The following is a 15,817-nucleotide window of genomic DNA, read 5'->3' as shown; positions in this document are numbered from 1 at the left end:
GAGCCGTACTGCGGTACTGACGCACTGACGGAACCCCCTGGGCCTCGCCCAGGGGGTTCTCAGTCTGCTCGGTTAGAGTTGCGCCCTCATGAACGAGCAGCAGCCAGACAGTACGATTCCGGCCACTCCGCTGCTGCGCCTGCACCTTTTCGGCGGTTTCACGGCGACTCGTGACAACGGGCCCGCGCCCGCCGGACGTTGGACCCGGCCCAGCGCCCAGACCCTGGTCAAACTGCTCGCCGTCGTCCCCGACCACCAGCTCCACCGCGAGCAGGCCATGGACATCTGCTGGCCGGACGCCGACCAGCAGTCCGCGACCGGAAGTCTGCGGGTCGCCCTGCACGCCGCGCGCCGCGCCCTCGAACCCGAACTCGCACCGCGCGCCAGCTCCTCGTACCTGATATCCGACGGCGCCCTGCTGCGGCTCGATCCGGCCACCGTGCGGATCGACGCCGACGAGGCCGAGGCGGCGGCGCGGGCCGCGCTCGGCTCCCGCGACGCGGGCGAACTGGCCGCCGCTCTGGAGCTGTTCGCCGGAGAGCTGCTGCCCGAGGACCGGTACGCGACCTGGGCGCAGGCCCGCCGCGAGGAGCTCGTCGCCCTGCGCGCGGAGGTGCTGCTCGCGCTCGCCGCCGCGCACATGGCTCAGGGGTCCCACGCCGAGGCGGTCACCGTGGCCGAGCGGATTCTGGCCACCGCTCCCGCCGAGGAGGCCGCCCACCGGATCCTGATGGAGTCGTATCTGCGCCAGGGCCTTCGGCGGCTCGCGGTGCGCCAGTACCACCTGTGCCGGGAGGCGCTCGACGCCGAGCTGGGCGTGCGGCCCGACCCGGAGACCGAGCGGCTGCACCGGCTCGCGCTGACCGACTCCCCCGCGCCCGCCCTGAGCGCACCCGCGCCGCCCGCCCCGCTGCGCGCGCCGACGGAGGGTCCGCTGCGCGGCCGTGACAACGTTCTCCAGCGGCTGCTCACCGCCGACCGGCCGCCGGTCACCCTGCTCACCGGCGAGGCCGGCGTCGGCAAGACCAGCCTCGCCGCGGAGGCCGCCCGGCGGGCCGCCGCGGCCGGGACCGCCGTCCTGTGGGGCGGCGGGCACGACGCCGAAGGACACACGCCGTACGGGGCGTTCGCCGAGGCCCTCGACGGCTGGCTCGCCGAGTGGGACGCCGGGGAGCGGGCCCGGGTGAGCACCGAGTATCCCGAACTGGCGGCGTTCCTGCCGTCGTTGGGGCGCGTCAGGATCGAGGGCGAGCGGTCACCGGAGGAGGAGCGGGACCGGCTGTTCCGGGCGGCGGGCGCGCTGCTCGGTGAACTCGCCGCCACCCGGCCCGTGTTGGTGGTCCTGGACGATCTGCACGCGGCCGACGAGGGCTCGTTCCAGTTGCTGAGCCATCTGGCCCGGCGGGCCGCGGGCGACGGCCCGAACGTGCGGTTCCTGGTGACGTACCGGGACGAGGAGGTGCCCGACGGCGACCCGCGCCGGTCGGCGCTCGCCGCGCTGCGGCGTGCGCGGCTTTCCGTGCGCGAGGACGTGGGGCGGCTCGACCGGGACGCCTGTCTGGCCGTGGCGCGGGACGGCGGCGCCCCGGCGCAGCGGCTCGGCCGGGTCTGGGAACTCTCCCTCGGCAACCCGCTGTTCGCCCTGGAACTCGCCCGGGGCCCCGTCGGCGAGGAAGCGCCCGACGGGGTACGGCAGCTGGTGGGCGAGCGGCTCGGCCGGCTCGGGCGCGGGACCCGGCGGGTCGTGGAGGCGCTGTCCGTCGCGGGCGGCGAGGCCGCGCTGGCCGAGCTCCTCGACGTGGCCGCGCACGGGCTGCGGCCCGCGGTCGACGCGGCGGCCGCCGCCGACGCGATCGAGGACGCCATCGGTGCCGCGCTCGTCGAGGAACGCAAGGTCGTCGTCGCGGGCCGGGCGGAGGCCGGACTCGCCTTCCGGCATCCGCTGGTCCGCCTCACCTGCTACGAGCAGCTGAGCGACGTACGCCGACAGCAGCTGCACGCCGCGTTCGCACGGACGGTGCTGCGTCGCCGGCCCGACGCCGTGGACACGCTCGCCGCACACTTCGCACGGGCCGACGATCCGCGCGCCGCCGAGTATCTGCGCCGGGCCGCCGAACGGGCCGCCGCCGTGTACGCGAACGACACCGCCGACCGCTACTACCGCGACCTGGTCGCGCGGCTCGACGTGGACGCGGCGCGGGCCCGGCTCGCGCACGCCCAGGTCCTGCGCCGCATGGGCCACTTCGCGCAGGCGGCCGACGTGCTGCGGCGCGCGCTCGCCGAGTTCGTGCGGCGCGGCGACCACGACGACACGGTGCTCGCGGCGGCCCGGCTCGCGGAGACCCTCGTCAAGTCCGAGGACACGGACGCGGCCCATCGGGTCCTTGCCGCGCATCCGCCCACCGCGCACACCGCGCCCGAACCGACGGCCTCCCATCATCTGGCGCGGGCGGTGGTGCTGAGCGTCCAGGGACGGTACGCGGACGGGTACGCGGCGGCCCGGCAGGCACTCGCGCCCACCCTGCGGGTGCCCGGGCTGACCGGCCAGGGGCTCCTGGCGCGCTGCCGCTCCGGGCAGGCAACGAATCTGGCGCTCGCGGGCCGGTTCAACGAGGCGCGTGAGGCCGCCGATCTGGCCCTCGCGCCCGCCCGCGCGTACGGGGACTCGGCGTTGCTCGGCTCGGTGCTGTCCGTGCTGCGGGAGAACGCGCGGCGCAGCGGGCGGCTGCGCGAGGCCGTCGGCACCGGGCTGCGGGCGCTCGACCTCGCGGAGGAGTCGGGCGATCCGACGGCGGCCGCGTTCGAACGGGCCAATCTGGCCGAGCTGCGGCTGCTCCTGGAGGAGTTCGGCGCGGCGCGGGAGCTGGCCGAGGCGGCGGTGTCGGGGGCCGACCCGGACGACTCGTGGTCGCTGCCGTACGCGCTGGCCGCGCTGGCCCGGGTGCGGATGCGGGACGACGCCCCGGAGCGGGCGGCCCCGCTGCTCGACCGGGCCGAGCGGGTGGCCGGCACGCACCGGGACCGGCAGGCCCGTTTCGAAGTGCGCACCGCCCGCGCCGAACTGGCGCTGCTCCAGGGGAATCCCGGGCACGTGGCCGCGCTGTTGCCGGACGACGAGGCCCCGGTCCTCGCGGCGTGGGGGCGGCTCCTCGCCGGGGACCCGGAACGGGGGCGGAGGGTCGCGGCCGCCGAGGTGGACCGGGCCCTGGGCACCGGGGAGCGGCTCGCGGAGGTGGAGGCGCGGGTCGTGCACGCGGTGTCCCTGCCGGGGGTGTCCGGGCGGGCGGCACTCGCCGAGGCGGAGGCTCTGGCGCTGGCCCTGCCGTACCCTGCGGGGCTTCGGCGGGTCGAGCGGGCTCGGGGGCTTCTTCGGGCCTAGGCCCCGTTGCCGGAGGGCGATTCGCCGGCGGGCACGGCTCGGGGGTGGTTGCTCGCGCCGTTCGCCGCGCTCCTTGCGGGGCTGCCCTTGCCGGGGCCCCGGAATCCCAGGGTCGCCGCCAGCAGCAGCAACCCGCCCAGCATCACGAACGGGGCCGCCGTGCCGGCCACGCCCGCGATCAGGCCCGCCGACGCGGGCGCCGCGACCTGGCCGAGGCGGTTGCCGGTCAGGCGCAGGGCCAGGGCCGTGGAGCGGGCGTCCGGTGGGGCCGCCTGGACGACCGTGGTCATCGACAGGGGCTGGCCCACGCCCAGGCAGAAGCCGAGCAGGACCAGCATCACGCCGAGGGCCCACACGGGGACGGGAAGCGCGATGCCCGCGCACAGCAGGGCGGCCAGCAGGCAGGTCGTGGCGATCAGCGCGGACCGGCCGAGCCAGGTGATGAGCGGGGTCATCACCAGACGGCAGGCGATCGTGGCGCCCGCGCGCAGGCTCAGCAGGACGCCGATGACGGACGGCGCGATGCCCCGGTGCTCGCCGACCACCGGCAGGTAGGCGGTGAGGATGTCGGTGGCCGACAGCACGGCGAGGCTGATGAAGATGCCGCCGGGGACGCCGCGGGTGCGCAGGATGCGGTGCACGGGGACGCGCGGCGCCCGTTGCCGCGGGCCCGGACTCGTGGGCGTACGGGGGGATTCGATGCGCCAGAGCGAGGTGAGGGCCACCGCGCACACGCCGGCCGACACCAGCAGCGCCAGCGCGCTCGTGCCCGCCATGTCCGGGCCGCCGATCAGGGCGCCCGCGGCGATCGGGCCGACGAGCTGGCCCAGTGACGCGCCGATCGTGAAGTGGCCGAAGTTGCGGTCCTGTTCGTCGGGCCCGGACTGCCGGGCCACGATCGACTGGGCGCCGATGACGAAGCAGAGGTGGCCGAGGCCCATCACGCCGCTCCACGCGGCCATCCAGGCGAGGGAGTCCGCGGTGCCGCTCAGCGCGCAGCCGCCGGCGATCAGCACGACGCCGGCCGGAAGGAGCGGAGCGCAGCGGCCGTGGTCCGTGCGGCGGCCGAGCGGGACCGCCGCGAACAGCGGGAGCAGGGCGTAGACGCCCGCGACGACGCCGACCGCCCGCTCGTCGGCGCCGAGCGCGAGGGCCCGGTAGGAGACGGCGGGCCGCGCCATCGACACCGCCCCCTGCGCGAAGCTGAAGGCGATGACGAGGCGCAGCAGCCATGTCCGGCTCATCCGGTCACACGATCCCGAACAGCAGGCCCGCGCCGAGGACCGCCAGGGCGGTCAGCGCGGCCCATTTCACGGTGAACTTGGTGTGGTCGCCGAACTCGACCTTGGCCATGCCGACGAGGACGTACACGGCGGGCACCAGCGGGCTCGACATGTGCAGGGGCTGGCCGACGAGGGAGGCGCGGGCGATCTCCAGGGTGGAGACGCCGTGCGCGTTCCCCGCCTCGGCGAGGACCGGCACGATGCCGAAGTAGAAGCCGTCGTTCGACATGAAGTACGTGAACGGGATGGAGAGCACGCCCGTGACCAGGGCCATGTGCGGGCCCATCCAGTCGGGGATGCCGCCGACGACCCACTTCGCCATGTGGTCGACCATGCCGGTGCCCTGCAGGACGCCGGTGAAGACGGCGGCGGCGAAGACCATGCCGGAGACGTTGAGGACGTTCTCGGCGTGCGCGCCGATGCGGGCCTTCTGGTCGGCCATGTGCGGGAAGTTGACGGAGAGGGCGAGCGCGGCGCCGAGCATGAACAGCACCGGGATCGGCAGCCATTCCATGATCATGGCGGTCAGCAGCACGACCGTGAGCAGTGCGTTGAACCAGTACAGCTTCGGGCGCAGGGTGGCGCGGTCCGGGTCGAGGCCGGCGAAGGTCTCGCCGTCCTCGTTCTCGTACGAGGAGGCGGCGTGGTCGCCCCCGCCGGTGGCCGCCCTGCCGCCGCCGGAGCCGCTGCCGCCTCCGGCACCGACCAGGACCTTCTCGTCGGCGGTCTCGGTGACGGTCTCGGCGTCGTCGACCAGGGTGTCCAGCGAGAGATAGCCGAGCCGCTTGCGCTCGCGGCGGCCGAGGACGTACGCGAGGGCGAGGACGAAGACCAGGCCGACGCCGAGCGCCGGGATCATCGGTACGAAGATGTCGCTGGCGTCGACCTTGAGGGCGGTGGCGGCGCGGGCCGTCGGGCCGCCCCAGGGCAGGGTGTTCATGACGCCGTTGGCGGTCGCGGCGACGCCGGTCATCACGATGAGGCTCATCTTGAGGCGCTTGTACAGCGGGTACATCGCCGACACGGTGATCATGAAGGTGGTGGAGCCGTCGCCGTCGAGGGAGACGATCGCGGCGAGCACGGCCGTACCGACGACGATGCGCACCGGGTCGGCCTTCGCGAAGCGCAGGATGGCGCGCACGATCGGGTCGAAGAGGCCGACGTCGATCATCACGCCGAAGTAGACGATCGCGAACATCAGCATGGCGGCGGTGGGCGCCAGGTCACCGATGCCGGCGATGACGTAGTCACCGAGGTGCGCCCCCTTGCCCACCAGGACGCAGAACAGCGCCGGGATGAGCACGAGCGCCGCGATCGGCGACACCTTCTTCATCATGATCAGCACCAGGAAGGTGGCGATCATGCCGAATCCGAGGATGGTCAGCATGGAGTGGGTCCCTCACGTTCGCCCTTGAACTGCCGCCCGGGGGTGGCGGTCAGCGAGACGTTAGGGGCCCGTCGATCGCGTTAACAAGATGTTGACGTGTGAGCAATAAGCGCAAAACTCCAGGTCACGGCTTTGCTCAGGGGTGGGCCCTGACGTCGACGGGGATGCCGTTGAGGACGGCGGTGCCGGAGAGCGGGTCGAGGAGGGTGCCGTCGAGGAGCTGGTTGACGTTGACGCCGGGGGTCCGCGCGGCGACGCCGAGGCGGGTGCCGGGCCGGTCGTGGCCCCAGCCGTGCGGCAGGCTGACGACGCCGGGCCGCACCTCGTCGGTGACCTCGACGGGGACGCGGACCTCTCCCCCGGCGGCCACGACGAGCGCGTCGGCTCCGTCGGCGAGGCCGAGCCGGGCCGCGTCGTCGGGATGCAGGTGCAGGGTGCACCGGTTGGTGCCGCCGACGAGGGCGGGGATGTTGTGCATCCAGCTGTTGTTGGAGCGCAGATGGCGCCGCCCGACGAGCACGAGGTCCTCGGCGGGTGCGTGGAGCGCGCGGCGCAGCCGGGGCAGGTCGTCGGCGATCGGTGCGGGGAGCAGTTCGACGCGGCCGCTGCGGGTCCTGAGGTTGCCGGGCAGCCGCGGCCGCAGCGGGCCCAGGTCGACGCCGTGCGGCTGGTCGACGAGCCGCTCCAGGGTGAGGTCGTAGGGGCCGAGGCGGAGCATCATGTCGAGGCGCCGCTCGGCTCCGGTGGCACCGGTCAGCGAGCGGGCGATCTCCTCGGGGTCGGCGCCGTGGACGGGTGAGTGGGGCGTCGTCACGGCCTTGGCGAGGGTGGTGCGGATGACGAGGTCGTCGACGGCGCCGGCCGGCGCCCCGTGCTGCCCGCCGACGGCGAGGATCAGCCGGGCGTGGATCTCGCACTCGTCCGGCCGCCCGGCGTCGAGCGGGATCGCGGCCGGGCTGTACCGGGCCTGGTTGCGCACGGCGAAGGAGTTGAACGCGAAGTCGTAGTGGGGGCTGCGGGACGGCGGGGGCGGCGGCAGGACGACGTGCGCGTGCCGGGAGGTCTCGTTGAGGTAGGGGTCGACGCTGACCATGAAGTCGAGGGAGGCGAGCGCCTTGTCGAGGCGGTCTCCGTCGGGGGCGGAGAGGACCGGGTTGGCGGCGATGGCGACGACGGCCCGCAGGGCGCCCTCGCCGGGGGTGTCGATCTCCTCCGCGAGCGCCGCGAGCGGCAACTCGCCCTTGGCCTCCGGATGCCGGGACACGCGGCTGGTCCAGCGCCCGAGCGTGAAGCCCTTGCCGGGGCCGGCCGTGGTGCGGGGTGCGGGCACGGTGGCGGACAGCGGGAACAGGGCGCCGCCGGGCCGGTCCAGGTTGCCGGTGAGCACGTTCAGGACGTCGACGAGCCAGCTCGCGTGCGTGCCGAAGGCGACGGTGGTGCTGCCGATGCGGCCGTAGACGGCGGCAGTGGGCGCGGCGGCGAGTTCGCGGGCCAGGGTGCGGATGGTGGCGGCGTCCACGTCGCAGCGCGCGGCGACGGCTTCCGGCGTGAACTCCCGCAGGGCGTGGGCGAGTTCGTCGAGCCCTTCGACATGCTCCGCCAGATGGTCCCCTACGTCGACGAGCTTCTCCTCGAAGAGGGTGCGGGCCATCGCGGCCAGCAGCAGGGCGTCCGTGCCGGGCCGGATGGCGACGTGCCGGTCGGCCAGCCTGGCGGTGCGCGTGCGGCGCGGGTCGACCACGGTGACGGTGCCGCCGCGCCTGCGGATCGCGCGGAGCCTGCCGGGGAAGTCGGGGGCGGTGCACAGGCTGCCGTTGGACTCGAAGGGGTTGGCGCCGAGCAGCAGGAGGTGGTCGGTGCGGTCGAGGTCGGGCACGGGGATGGCGTTCGGGTCGCCGAAGAGGAGCCCGCTGGAGACGTGCTTGGGCATCTGGTCGACGGTGGAGGCGGTGAACAGGGCGCGGGTGCGCAGGGTCTTGAGGAGGACGGGCGGGTAGAGGGCGCCGGCCATGGTGTGCACGTTCGGGTTGCCGAGCACGACGCCGACGACGCCCGGCCCGTGCTGTTCGACGAGCGGCGCGATCCCGGCCGCCACGGCGTCGAACGCCTCGTCCCAACTGGCTTCCCGCAGCCGTCCGTCGCGGCGCACGAGCGGCCCGGTGAGCCGGTCGGGGTCGCTGTCGACGGCGCCGAAGGAGGCGCCCTTGGGGCAGATGAACCCCTGGCTGAAGACGTCGTCGCGGTCCCCGCGGGCGCCGGTGACCCGGCCCTCCTCCACGGTGACGGTGAGCCCGCAGGTGGCTTCGCACAGGGGGCAGATGCGCAGGGCGGTGCGGGGCATGCGGGTCTCCCAGGGCGACGGCGGCGCGGGCGCGTTGAGCATACCGACCGGTATGCATGAAGGGGAGGGGGTCGGCGGAACCGTTCGCCGGGCGGGGCGGCGGGCCTCAGTCCAGCACGCGCGCCAGATAGGCCCGGAGCAGCTCCCGCGTCTCCCCGATGATCGCCTCGTCGCCCGCCGGGTCCGTCCGGAAGGCGAGGCGGACCAGCGCGTCGGCGGACTCCACGGCGACCAGGAAGGTGCGGCGCAGGGCGGCGTCGGGGGTGCGGCCCAGATGAGGCGCGAGGAGGTCGGTGAGGGTGTCGGCGACGTGCTGATTGGGGTCGGCGTCGGGGTCGCCGACGGGGATCTGGGTGCCGAAGTCGACGAGGGAGAAGCCGGGCGCGGTGCGCTTCATGGCGAGGTACTCGTCGAGGACGGCGTCCATGGCGCCGCGCCAGTCGTCGGCCGGGATGGCCGCGAGCCGTTCGGCGACGCGCTCGGCGTAGCGCTCCAGGTTGCGCTGGGCCAGCGCGTCGACCATGGCGCGCTTGTTGCTGAAGAAGCGGTAGACGGAGCCGATGGGGACGTCGGCGCGGGTCGCGACGGCCCGGGTGCTGAGATCGTCGTAGCCCGCCTCGTCGAGGAGCTCGGCACAGGCGTCGAGGATCCGGCTCAGCCGCTCGGCGCTGCGCTGCTGAACGGGCGTACGCCGCAGGGGCGTCGGGTGGGGCATGGCGGTCAGCCTAGGGCCTTCCGGCGAGGGGCGAGACCTGCGCGGGGGACGTGGTCTCGGCGCCGGAGGCGGTGAGGTCGGCGGTGGCCTCGACCGGTCTGCCGTCGACGGCCCAGACCGTGTGGTCGTCGGCGTAGAGGCGGGCGGTGAGGTGGTGCGTGCCGCGCGTGACGCGGCCGCCGGGCAGCCGGTAGCCGGCGGCGCGGAGCCGGGCGAGGCGCTTGCCGTCGAGATAGAGCTGGACGTAGCCACGGCCGTGCACGGCGTCGGCCGGGGCGTCCTGGGGGCTGAGGCGGAAGTGGCGTACGCGGATCCGGACGTCCCAGCCGCCGGACGGGGCCGCGTCCGGCTGGACGACGATGCCGATCTCCGGTGCGCCCTCCGCGGGGACCTGCCGGTACCGGCGGCCCTGGTCGTCGGTGCGGTCGAGGACCGTGCCGATCCGCCGCGGCCCTTCGCCGTCGTCCCCGCATCCGGCGAGCCCGGCGAGCAGGGCGCACGTCAGGAGGACGGCGACTGTGCGGGCCTGCGGGCGTCTGGGCATGCTCAGGACAGTAGAGGAACCCTCACGTTCGCGGATCCGTCTCGAGGAGGACGCCTTGGGAGGGACTTCTTGCGCGGGGTCCCGCCGAATCCTACGGTTGAGCATAGGAATCAGGGACGAGGGAGCGCTGATGAGCGGGGACGCACGCAAGACGGCCGAGGGTCTGGCCTATCTGTCCGGTTTCGGGAACGAGCACGGCTCGGAAGCGGTGCCGGGCGCCCTGCCCGAGGGGCGGAACTCCCCGCAGCGCGCCCCGCTCGGCCTGTACGCGGAGCAGCTCAGCGGCACCGCCTTCACCGAGCCCCGCGCGCACAACCGCCGCTCCTGGCTGTACCGGATCCGCCCGTCGGCGGCGCACCCGGAGTTCACCCGCGCGGACAACGGCGCGCTGCGCTCCGCCCCGTTCACCGAGACCGTCGCCGACCCGAACCGGCGCCGCTGGAATCCGCTGCCCGCGCCCGCCCCCGGCACGGACTGGCTGGCCGGCCTGTGGACCCTGGGCGGCAACGGCGACGTGACGCAGCGCGCCGGCATGGCCGTGCACCTCTACCACGCCGATTCCTCCATGACGGACCGGGTGTTCAGCGACGCCGACGGGGAACTGCTGATCGTGCCGGAGCACGGCGGACTGCTGCTGCGCACGGAGTTCGGGCTGCTCGCGGCGGAGCCGGGCGAGGTCGCGCTGATCCCGCGCGGGGTGCGCTTTCGGGTCGAGCTCCTCGGCGACACGGCCCGGGGCTACGTCTGCGAGAACTACGGCGCCCCCTTCCGTCTCCCCGACCTCGGCCCGATCGGCGCCAACGGCCTGGCGAACGCGCGGGACTTCAGGGCGCCGACCGCGGCGTACGAAGAGGTCGAGGGCCCGGTCGAGGTCGTCAACAAGTTCTGCGGCAACCTCTGGACGGCCACCTACGACCACTCCCCGCTCGACGTCGTCGCCTGGCACGGCAACCACGTCCCGTACGTGTACGACCTGCGGCGCTTCAACGTCATCGGGACGATCTCCTACGACCACCCGGACCCGTCGATCTTCACGGTGCTCACGTCGCCGTCGGACACCCCCGGACTCGCGGGCGTGGACTTCGTCGTCTTCGCGCCGCGCTGGCTGGTCGGCGAGGACACGTTCCGGCCGCCGTACTTCCACCGGAACGTGATGAGCGAGTACATGGGGCTCATCGAGGGCGCCTACGACGCGAAGACCGCAGGAAAGGGGGGCTTCGTGCCCGGCGGTGGCTCGCTGCACAACATGATGTCGGCGCACGGCCCCGACCGGGAGACGTTCGACAGGGCGAGCGCCGCCGAGCTCGTGCCGCAACGGGTGGACGACGGGTTGGCGTTCATGTTCGAGACACGCTGGCCGATCATGGCCACCGCCCAGGCGGCCGGAGCGGGTCACTTGCAGCGGGCCTACGACGAGGTGTGGCGGGGCCTGGAACGCCATTTCAGGGTGTGACCGGCTCGCCGTGGAAGGTTGCGGCTTCGCCGCAGCCGCCCGCCCGGTGGAAACGGCAGACGAGAAGGCGCCCCCGCCCAGGCCGCCATTGCATCCCAGCCCCGCGACCGATACGGATAGCCCGTGACGTCATTCGCCCCGGACTCGATCGTCCTGAACCGCAAATTGCCGCTCTGGTATCAGGTGTCGCAGTCCCTGCGCGCCTCCATACTCGGCCGGTCACCGCAGGACCCGCTCCGGCTGCCCACCGAGGAACAACTCGCGGGCCACTACGGGGTGTCCGTCCTCACCATGCGGCAGGCCCTGAAGGAGCTGGAGGACGAGGGGCTGATCACCCGGCACCGGCGCCGCGGCACGTTCATCGAGCCGACGGCCCAGCAGGGCGCGCCGGTGCGCCTGCTGGGCTCCGTCGACGCGATCGTGGCGCAGCAGTCCGGGATGACGACGGAGCTGCTCGGGCACGGCACGTCACCGGTTCCGGTGGCGTACGCCGAGCTGTTCCCCGGGACCGGGTCCGTCGCGATGTACCACCGGCTGCGCAGCGACGAGAAGACCGGCGAGCCCACGAACCACGCCCGCAACTACATCCGGCCCGAGCTGGGCGAGCAGGTCGACGTGGCGGATCTGGCGCGCTGGCCGATGACGAAAGTGCTGCGGGACGTGGTCGGCGTGCGGATCAGCCGGATCACGGACTCGGTGGAGGCGCGCCTCGCGGACCCGGAGACGGCCCGGCTGCTCCAGGTCCCGCTGCTCAGTCCGATCCTGCACTACACGGGCATCACCTACGACGAGGAGGGGAAGGTGCTCGACGTGGCGGTCATCCACTACCGCGGGGACCGCTTCTCGTTCACGGTGACGCTGGACGCCCACTGACCTCGCGCGCGAGGGACGTAGCATGCCGGGCGTGACGAACGACGGGCCGCTCCTCGACACCTTGCCGCTCCCGGACCTCATGCCGTGGTCCGTGGCGCCCCTGCGCCTGGGCCGCGGCTGGCCCGTCGCGCCGGACGCCGCGTCGCTGAAGGCCCGTTGGGACGCGTTCGTGCGCTCCCCCCAGGACCGGCGCGAGGCGCTGCTCGAACCGTCGCGGTCCCGGACCCTGCACACGGCCGCCGCCCAACTGCCCGGTCAGCGCGCGGGGACGGAGCCGCTGGCGCACGCCGAGGGGGCGTGCCCGGAGCCGGTGCGGGTGCTGCACGGGCCGTTCGACGAGCAGTGGCTGATCCCGGACCAGCGGCTGATCGACGCGGCCCGGCCCGAGCTGTGGCGGGTGGCGGACGAGCGGCAGCTGTTCCTCGTGGAGCAGGGGTACGTGCCCGAGGCCGGCGGTCCCGCGGTGATCGCCTGCGCCGTCCTGCCCGAGGGCCGCTCCCCCGCCGGACGGCCGGGCCGGATCCGCCCGTTGTACCGCCGCCCCGGCGGCGCCGAGCCGAACGTCGCCCCGGGTCTGCTCATGCACCTGTCGGGCACGTACGGCCAAGAGGTGCGCCCCGAGGACCTGTTGGCCTGGGTGCTGGCGGCGGGCGATCGGGACGCCAAGGGGTGCCGGGTGCCGCTGCCGGCCGACCCGGAGGTCTGGGCGCGGGGCGTCGCACTGGGCCGCCGCGCGCTGTGGCTGCACCGGCGCGGCGTGGGCGCCGACCGGCCCAAGCTGCCCGGCGGCCGCCGCCCCTACGTCCGCGCCCCGCTGCCGGCCCGCCCGGCCGAGCTGCTCTACGACCGCGAGGAGGAGGCCCTTCTCGTCGGCGACGGCCGCATCTCGCCGGTCCCGGCCGCGGCCTGGGACTTCCACGTCAGCGGGGTCCGGGTGCTGGAGCAGTGGTTCGCGCGTCGCACCGCGCCGGCCGAGCCCGGCACCCTGGCGGCGGTGCGCCCGGCGACGTGGCCGCAGCCGTGGACGTCGGAGCTGCTCGAACTCGTCGCGGCGCTGGCCCTGCTGGCGCAACTGGGCCCGCTGCAGGACGAGTTGCGGGCCGGCCTGGGGGATCTGATCGGCCCGGACGAGCTGCGGCGGGCGCGCGTCCTGCCGGTGCCGGAGAGCGCACGCCGCCCGGCGTCGGTCCTGGATCTCCCCGAGGAAGGCCCCGGGGGCCAGTTCGCCCTGCTCTGACAGGGGCGCCCGCGAGGGGCACCGCCGCACGGGCGTGCGGCGCCCCGGTCAGCCATCCTCCGTCGGCGGCGCGACGAACCCGTCCAGCGTGCGCCGCAGCGCCCGCTCGAACACCGCCTCCAGATCGATCGGCCCGGCGTCCTCCGCGAAGGCCGCCGCGAGCCGCGGATAGCGCCCGGACGCCACCTGACCGCCCAAGTAGGCGATCCGCACCGCCTGTTCCTGCTCCTCGCTCCACGGCAGTGAACGGGTGCGCTCGGCGGTGGCGATCTCGTTGGCGACGTAGGTCGTCACCACGCTCGTCACGGAGGCGATCAGCTCCAGCTTCGCTCCGTAGGGCCGCTCCAGCGGGTCCAGGCAGGACAGGCAGTACTCCAGGTACCTGAGCGCGTTCGGGCTGAAGCCGTACACCGGCGACATCAGCCGGGGCATCCACGGATGCCGGTGCATCAGCCCTCTGGCCTGCCGGGCCAGGCCCAGAACGTCCTCGCGCCAGTCCCCGGTCGGCTCCGGATACGTGTACTCCGCGCTGACGGCGTCGACCATCAGCTCGTACAGGTCCTCCTTGCGCGGCACGTAGTTGTAGAGCGACATCGTGCCCATGTCGAGCTCGGCGGCGATCTTCCGCATGGAGACCGCGTCGATGCCCTCTGCGTCGGCCACGCGCACGGCCGCGGCCGCGATGTCGGCCCTGCTGTGCGCGGGCCGGGGGCCTCGTCCGGTGCGCTCGGGGCGCGCCCAGATCACCTCGGGTACGGCCGGTCGGACCGCCATTGATCATCACCTCGCGAACCATCCTAGTTACGTACGGCGTACGTAGTGCGCTAGGGTGAGGCCATGACTTCTACGTACGCTGTACTTAGTGAAGGTCTGGAGAAGCGCTTCGGCTCAGGCGCCAAAGCCGTGCACGCGGTGCGTGGCCTCGATCTGGCGGTGCGCGAGGGCACGGTGTGCGGTCTGCTCGGGCCGAACGGGGCGGGGAAGACGACCGCGGTCCGGCTGCTCGCCACGCTGCTGGGCCCGGACGCCGGCACCGCGCGTGTCGCGGGGCACGACATCACGCGCGCCCCGGACGCCGTCCGGCGGAGCATCGGGGTCACGGGGCAGTACGCGTCGGTCGACGGGGACCTGACCGGCCGGGAGAACCTGCGCCTGTTCGCCCGGCTGCTGCGCGCGCCCCGGTCCCGGGCCGACGAGCTGATCGAGCGGTTCGCCCTGGCCGACGCCGCCGACCGGCCGGCGCGCACGTACTCCGGCGGTATGCGCCGCCGCCTCGACCTGGCGTCGAGCCTCATCACCCGGCCCACGGTCCTCTTCCTCGACGAGCCGACGACCGGCCTCGACCCGCACAGCAGGAACGCCATCTGGGACGCGGTGCGCGAGCTGGCCCGGGCGGGCACGACCGTGCTGCTGACCACGCAGTACCTGGAGGAGGCCGACCAACTGGCGGACGAGATCGTGCTGATCGACGAGGGCCGCGCCGCGCACTCGGGCACGCCGGCCGAACTCAAGGCGCAGATCGGGCACTACGCGGAGGTCGTCGTCCCGGACGACGCGGGCGAGCAGGCGCTGCACGCCGCCGCCGTGGTCCTCGACCAGCTCACCGGAGCGCGGCCCGAGCTGGACGCCGAGCGGCGCACGGTCGGTGCGGTCGTCCTCGACCCGGCCGTCACGCTCCCCCGTGTCGTCCGTGAACTCGACGCGTCCGGCGTCCCGTTGACGGACGTCACCCTGCGCCCGCCGACGCTGGACGAGGTGTTCCTGCGCCTGACCCGCACCCACCACAAGAGCCGGGAGGTCGCCGCATGAGCACCGCGATCCTGTACGACGGCACGGCGATGCTGGGCCGCCATCTCCAGCGCGTCCGGCACGCCCCGGCGATCCTGATCATGACGCAGACGATGCCGATCGTGTTCCTGCTGTTCTTCGGGTACGTCTTCGGCAGCGCGCTGGCCATGCCGGGCGCCGACTACCGGGCCTTCCTGGTGCCGGGCATGCTGGTGGCGACGGCGGCCAACGGCATCATGACCGGCATGTTCACGGCCGCGCAGGACTCGCACCGCGGCGTGATGGACCGGTTCCGCACGCTGCCGATGAGCCGGGCAGCGGTGCCGCTCGGGCAGGCCGTCGCCGATCTCCTGACGACCGCGGTGGGGCTGGTGCCGCTGGTGCTCGTCGGCCTCGCGATGGGGTGGCGGATCGAGGGCGGGGTGCCGGACGCGCTGGCCGCGTTCGGGCTGCTCCTGCTCTTCCGGTTCGCGACGACCTGGGTGGGGATCCTGCTCGGCCTCGCGTCGCAGAGCGAGGAGGCGGCGGGCCAGTTGGGCAGCGCGACGTTCATGCTGCCGCTGCTGTCGAACGCGTACATCCCGACCGACGGGATGCCCGGCTGGGTGCGCACGCTGGCCGAGTGGAACCCGATCAGCGCCGTGTGCACGGCGGTGCGCGATCTGTTCGGCAACGCACCGGTGCCGCACGGTGCCTCGTGGCCGGTGACGCACCCGGTGGCCGGTTCGCTCGCCTGGTGCGCGGTGCTGCTCGCGCTGTGCGTGCCGCTCGCCGTCCGCCGCTACGCACGCGGCGAACGGTGAGCGGGACATCGGCC

At 74.1% G+C, this 15,817-nt stretch carries 12 protein-coding genes; 6 read left to right on the top strand and 6 right to left on the bottom strand.

Features of this window, described 5'->3' with window-relative positions; all coding sequences use genetic code 11:
* The first annotated feature begins 88 nt into the window (after positions 1-88).
* Positions 89-3,379 (top strand): ATP-binding protein, encoded by a 3,291-nt coding sequence (locus tag ACQUQD_RS32285; RefSeq protein WP_428955700.1) that lies wholly within the window; start codon positions 89-91, stop codon positions 3,377-3,379.
* Here the strand turns inward: ACQUQD_RS32285 and ACQUQD_RS32280 are convergent.
* The 5 genes from ACQUQD_RS32280 to ACQUQD_RS32260 form a co-directional block, all read right to left on the bottom strand.
* On the bottom strand, positions 3,376-4,623 hold the full coding sequence (locus ACQUQD_RS32280) for an MFS transporter (protein WP_428955699.1): 1,248 nt from the start codon (positions 4,621-4,623) through the stop codon (positions 3,376-3,378). The genes ACQUQD_RS32285 and ACQUQD_RS32280 overlap by 4 nt on opposite strands.
* Positions 4,624-4,627: 4 nt before the next feature.
* On the bottom strand, positions 4,628-6,049 hold the full coding sequence (locus tag ACQUQD_RS32275) for a CitMHS family transporter (RefSeq protein WP_428955698.1): 1,422 nt from the start codon (positions 6,047-6,049) through the stop codon (positions 4,628-4,630).
* Between the two features lie 136 nt (positions 6,050-6,185).
* A complete protein-coding gene (locus ACQUQD_RS32270; RefSeq protein WP_428955697.1) occupies positions 6,186-8,390 on the bottom strand; it encodes a molybdopterin oxidoreductase family protein in 2,205 nt (734 codons plus the stop codon).
* Between the two features lie 106 nt (positions 8,391-8,496).
* Entirely contained in the window at positions 8,497-9,105 is a 609-nt protein-coding gene (locus ACQUQD_RS32265) for a TetR family transcriptional regulator (protein WP_428955696.1), read from the bottom strand.
* 10 nt (positions 9,106-9,115) lie between these two features.
* Positions 9,116-9,649 carry a hypothetical protein gene (locus tag ACQUQD_RS32260; RefSeq protein WP_428955695.1) on the bottom strand — a complete coding sequence of 178 codons (534 nt, stop codon included), beginning with the start codon at positions 9,647-9,649 and terminating at the stop codon, positions 9,116-9,118.
* A gap of 130 nt (positions 9,650-9,779) precedes the next feature.
* Here ACQUQD_RS32260 and hmgA point away from each other — a divergent pair, with 130 nt between their 5' ends.
* The 3 genes from hmgA to ACQUQD_RS32245 all read left to right on the top strand — a co-directional run bounded on the left by hmgA (position 9,780) and on the right by ACQUQD_RS32245 (position 13,212).
* On the top strand, positions 9,780-11,102 hold the full coding sequence (gene hmgA, locus ACQUQD_RS32255) for a homogentisate 1,2-dioxygenase (RefSeq protein ID WP_428955694.1): 1,323 nt from the start codon (positions 9,780-9,782) through the stop codon (positions 11,100-11,102).
* 123 nt (positions 11,103-11,225) lie between these two features.
* Positions 11,226-11,975, top strand: coding sequence for a GntR family transcriptional regulator (locus tag ACQUQD_RS32250; protein WP_428955693.1), 750 nt, complete (start codon positions 11,226-11,228; stop codon positions 11,973-11,975).
* Between the two features lie 22 nt (positions 11,976-11,997).
* Positions 11,998-13,212: a type ISP restriction/modification enzyme gene (locus ACQUQD_RS32245; RefSeq protein ID WP_428955692.1), complete on the top strand. Its 1,215-nt coding sequence runs from the start codon at positions 11,998-12,000 to the stop codon at positions 13,210-13,212.
* Between the two features lie 48 nt (positions 13,213-13,260).
* Here ACQUQD_RS32245 and ACQUQD_RS32240 read toward each other — a convergent pair whose 3' ends face one another.
* Entirely contained in the window at positions 13,261-13,986 is a 726-nt protein-coding gene (locus ACQUQD_RS32240; RefSeq protein WP_428955691.1) for a TetR/AcrR family transcriptional regulator, read from the bottom strand.
* 63 nt (positions 13,987-14,049) lie between these two features.
* Between ACQUQD_RS32240 and ACQUQD_RS32235 the strand changes: the two genes are divergently transcribed.
* Positions 14,050-15,021, top strand: a complete 972-nt coding sequence (locus ACQUQD_RS32235; RefSeq protein WP_428955690.1) for an ATP-binding cassette domain-containing protein — start codon at positions 14,050-14,052, stop codon at positions 15,019-15,021.
* Complete coding sequence (locus tag ACQUQD_RS32230; RefSeq protein ID WP_428955689.1) at positions 15,018-15,803, top strand: ABC transporter permease; 786 nt, start codon at positions 15,018-15,020, stop codon at positions 15,801-15,803. The genes ACQUQD_RS32235 and ACQUQD_RS32230 overlap by 4 nt, the downstream gene beginning before the upstream one ends.
* Positions 15,804-15,817 lie beyond the last annotated feature (14 nt).

The organism is Streptomyces sp. cg35, assembly GCF_050410835.1.
Taxonomy (GTDB): domain Bacteria; phylum Actinomycetota; class Actinomycetes; order Streptomycetales; family Streptomycetaceae; genus Streptomyces.
This window is presented reverse-complemented; position numbering and strand designations above follow the sequence as displayed.

Excerpts from the sequence above, each read along its gene's own strand:
- ACQUQD_RS32285 (WP_428955700.1), top strand. The coding sequence starts at position 89 with ATGAACGAGCAGCAGCCAGACAGTACGATTCCGGCCACTCCGCTGCTG.
- ACQUQD_RS32280 (WP_428955699.1), bottom strand. The coding sequence starts at position 4,623 with ATGAGCCGGACATGGCTGCTGCGCCTCGTCATCGCCTTCAGCTTCGCG.
- ACQUQD_RS32275 (WP_428955698.1), bottom strand. The coding sequence starts at position 6,049 with ATGCTGACCATCCTCGGATTCGGCATGATCGCCACCTTCCTGGTGCTG.
- ACQUQD_RS32270 (WP_428955697.1), bottom strand. The coding sequence starts at position 8,390 with ATGCCCCGCACCGCCCTGCGCATCTGCCCCCTGTGCGAAGCCACCTGC.
- ACQUQD_RS32265 (WP_428955696.1), bottom strand. The coding sequence starts at position 9,105 with ATGCCCCACCCGACGCCCCTGCGGCGTACGCCCGTTCAGCAGCGCAGC.
- ACQUQD_RS32260 (WP_428955695.1), bottom strand. The coding sequence starts at position 9,649 with ATGCCCAGACGCCCGCAGGCCCGCACAGTCGCCGTCCTCCTGACGTGC.
- hmgA (WP_428955694.1), top strand. The coding sequence starts at position 9,780 with ATGAGCGGGGACGCACGCAAGACGGCCGAGGGTCTGGCCTATCTGTCC.
- ACQUQD_RS32245 (WP_428955692.1), top strand. The coding sequence starts at position 11,998 with ATGCCGGGCGTGACGAACGACGGGCCGCTCCTCGACACCTTGCCGCTC.
- ACQUQD_RS32240 (WP_428955691.1), bottom strand. The coding sequence starts at position 13,986 with ATGGCGGTCCGACCGGCCGTACCCGAGGTGATCTGGGCGCGCCCCGAG.
- ACQUQD_RS32235 (WP_428955690.1), top strand. The coding sequence starts at position 14,050 with ATGACTTCTACGTACGCTGTACTTAGTGAAGGTCTGGAGAAGCGCTTC.
- ACQUQD_RS32230 (WP_428955689.1), top strand. The coding sequence starts at position 15,018 with ATGAGCACCGCGATCCTGTACGACGGCACGGCGATGCTGGGCCGCCAT.